This is a genomic window from Bacillus rhizoplanae, from assembly GCF_917563915.1.
Taxonomy (GTDB): Bacteria; Bacillota; Bacilli; order Bacillales; family Bacillaceae_G; genus Bacillus_A; species Bacillus_A rhizoplanae.
Genome location: NZ_CAKJTI010000069.1, coordinates 1 through 3,367, shown reverse-complemented (window position 1 = coordinate 3,367; position 3,367 = coordinate 1). Strand labels below are relative to the sequence as shown.

Below are 3,367 nucleotides of genomic sequence, written 5' to 3'. Positions count from 1 at the left end.
ATGGTTTTGATTATACTCATAAATTATAATTAAATAAAATTAAAGATTTTAATTTGTAAGTAAGTATTACTAATATTCAAAAATGGGTACAGTCATAAACATTGAACAATTACTATAAATATGGACGGAGTTTTGCAAGTCATTATTGAAAGTTTGGCTATTACATTTGCTCCTGATTTCATAATGAAAAATTATCCCCCTGTCATAAAGGGGGAAATCATTCCGATTGATTTGGTGATTCATAAGCTCTTAAATATTTCTTTTAGGTTGGTTCAAACAGAGAATTCCCTGCTTTTTTGCTACCTGCGTAGCTCCAAATTCTGTTGTACAAACTATTTTACTTCATCTTCTACTTCAATATGATCATCAGAGTAAGTCTCAGACATCTTCTCTTGACAATTCCAGCACTCACTGCGATTTCGCTCCATAATGGCTAATTCTTCATGACAATATACACAACGATCCATTTATGCAGCCTCCTTTTCATATTTACTTATTTTTCCCCCTCCTCGATCCATCAATGATTTTTAAATACTTACTTGCTCCTCTGCTTTTATTGTTGTGTGACTTTGCCTCGCGGGACGTACAACAATCAAAAACAATAATCCGATAACGAACATACCCAAAGCAGTTACCTGAAATCCATAATGATATCCCATTGCCTCAGTCGCTGCATATTGGATAAAATACCCGAATACGAGTGGAGCAACAATACTTGTTGAGCTTGCAAGAGCGACGTAGGTCCCTTGTGCTTTTCCGATGTTTTTGGCAGAAAAAAAATCCATCAATATTGCAGGAGCAAGTGAAAGAATGACATACGCAAAACCTGGAGCAAGGGTGAAGAACAAGATGGATATAGCACTTGAATTCACGGCATTTGCCAAATATACACAAAGTGCAGATAGTACCATCATGGAACCGGCAAGATTGATTCGTGCTTTACGAATATCCCCAGTTTTGCGATAAATCCGGTCTGATAGCATAGAAAATCCAATTTGGCTAATGGCAGCGAAAAGAAAAGGTAACGCTACGGCTAATTTTAATGTTTGATTATCAAAATGTTGAACTTTGGTAAAGTATGCCGGAAACCATATCGCTTGAACAGACAATAACCAATAGGCACACCCTCCACACAAAATGATAAAAACAAAATTTTTAGACAAAAGATGTGGAAGAAACTGACGCCAAGAAACCTTAGAAAGGGTTGATGAATGTTGCTCCTCTTGATGAAATGAAGGCAACCCAATTTCTTGTGGACTATCTTTACCAAAAATGACCCATAAAACTAGCACAATAAGTCCAACAATCCCCATGACTATAAAAGCAGATCTCCATCCATATTGATTGATCAAGGAGATTAATAATGGTGAAGCAATTGCAGGCCCAATTGTTGCTCCACAGAGAACAGCGCCAAAGCCTATACCATGTCTATGTTTTGGGAACCATTTTCCCACTATAGCCGTTGATAGAGCAGGGGCTGCGCCTTCGCCGGCTCCCAAGAGCATCCTTGTAAGCACTAGCAGAGACAGACTAGAAACAAAAGGTGTAACAAATTGAACAGTCAACCATACCAGCGACATCCAAGTTAACATTTTTTTCGTGTTTTTGGAATCGGCCATGCCCCCAAGAATGATAGAAGAAAAGGTGAAGAACCAAAAGAAGGAACTTCCCACCAATCCCCATTGTGAAGGACTTAAATGTAACTCTTTCATTACGGGAACGGAAACCAAACCAATAACAATTTTATCAACTTGGTTGATCATACCAGAAGCAACTAGAAATAATAATATAATCCAAGAATATTTTGGGGTGTTCAATATAAAAATCTCCCCTTACTTTATATTTTCTACAATACCACCAGCTGTTTTTCCACGTACGGGAATACCGCCGCGACCCGCTTTACCTGTTTTCTCATCAATAAACATCGCGAAATCGGGCGCAATTTCTCGGCCATTTGGCATCGTGAGCCACAATCTTAGTAAATGACGTTTGCGTTCCTGTTCTTCATAATCTTCGTATACAGTACGTGAATGAAGAACGGTATAATTATTAACAAATTGCATATCACCCGGTTCCAGCATCATATCAATATGCATGTTTTCATCATGAAGGAGAGAATCCATTAAGTCATATGCTTCAATTTCAACTTTTGACAAATGGACACCTGTTTTCGCTTGTGCTGATTCGACATATCCGCGATTATATCTGCAGCTCAATTTACCTTCGTAATAACTAAAGACTGGTGATGAATATACTGGAGATTCACCTGGTGCTTCCTCACCACGACGATCCAAGAAGTATGGACGATAGAGAATTCCAAGATACTCTGGGTACTTCTCCAGAATTTCATTATAAACAGCCATCGAACTTACGATACTACTGAAACCCCCAGATTTAGCTTTTCGAAGACTTAATAATCCGACTACGTCAGATCCATCTGGATGAAAGGGAAGATGTGCATTCGTTTGGTAACCGCGTACATTTGAATCATTAATGCTGAGACCTTGATCAATGACATGTCCTAAAAGGTCACCTTTTGCGTTTTGCGTTACCGGGATGCCCATGTGCACTCCGAGACCCCAATAAATGATGCTCGCTTCTTCATCCGTATACCTTTCCATCGGTAATCCACGAATTAATAGAAACCCCCTACCATTCTCTAGCTCTTCAACAAAGTAAGCAATTTCGTCAGAGAGATCCGAAATCGGGAAGTCCTCCTTGTTAAAATTAGGTGCTTTTAAACCCTTTTGTTTAACATGAAATAAAGCGTTTTCAAGAGATTCGATCATTTTCTCGGACAAATAATAAACCCATGAATCATCTTTAGCTAGATCAATACCTTTCCACGCTACTGGTCCTTTAATTTTTTCCTTTAAAATGAGCGGCATAGGTACTCCTCCTTCCTTTTCTAATGCAACTTTTAAATTTTCTCTGTTGTTTTCTTGGGTAACTCCTTTAAAAACTCCACTTATCTAGGAAGCTTGTACTAAACCAGCTTATCCTGACAGAATCAGTCATTTATGTGCAAGTTTCGATGAGATAACATTGCAGCCTTTGCTTCATCGGTTATTCCTAATGTGTATAGAATTACTGCAAGCCTTCCTAATGATGAAAGTGCTCTCATAAATATGATAGCTTGTTTCCTAATAAAAGAGCGACTCCATCTCCCTTCTCAAATTCTTTGTCAGATAAATTATAACTTTTTAAGTGCTGTCCCCCTCCTTTACCTATATGAAAGCGCTTTAAATAACAACTATTACGATTGTATTAATCGTTATTTAATTCATTATATTCATAATTTTCAGTTAAATAAAATTAAAGATTTTAATTTGTAAGTAAGTATTACTAATATTCAATTACAACATAT

Annotated in this window: 3 protein-coding genes; all 3 read right to left on the bottom strand. The window is 37.5% G+C overall.

The window, feature by feature from the left end; translation table 11 throughout:
- Positions 1–332: 332 nt before the first annotated feature.
- From LRP84_RS22520 to LRP84_RS22220, 3 genes are read right to left on the bottom strand one after another with little or no spacing between them, the layout of a single operon-like run.
- On the bottom strand, positions 333–467 hold the full coding sequence (locus tag LRP84_RS22520; RefSeq protein WP_302850634.1) for a hypothetical protein: 135 nt from the start codon (positions 465–467) through the stop codon (positions 333–335).
- A 60-nt stretch (positions 468–527) separates the two neighbouring features.
- Entirely contained in the window at positions 528–1,817 is a 1,290-nt protein-coding gene (locus LRP84_RS22225) for an MFS transporter (protein WP_230577065.1), read from the bottom strand.
- Positions 1,818–1,832: 15 nt separating this feature from the next.
- Positions 1,833–2,888, bottom strand: coding sequence for a TauD/TfdA family dioxygenase (locus LRP84_RS22220; protein ID WP_230577064.1), 1,056 nt, complete (start codon positions 2,886–2,888; stop codon positions 1,833–1,835).
- Positions 2,889–3,367: the final 479 nt, after the last annotated feature.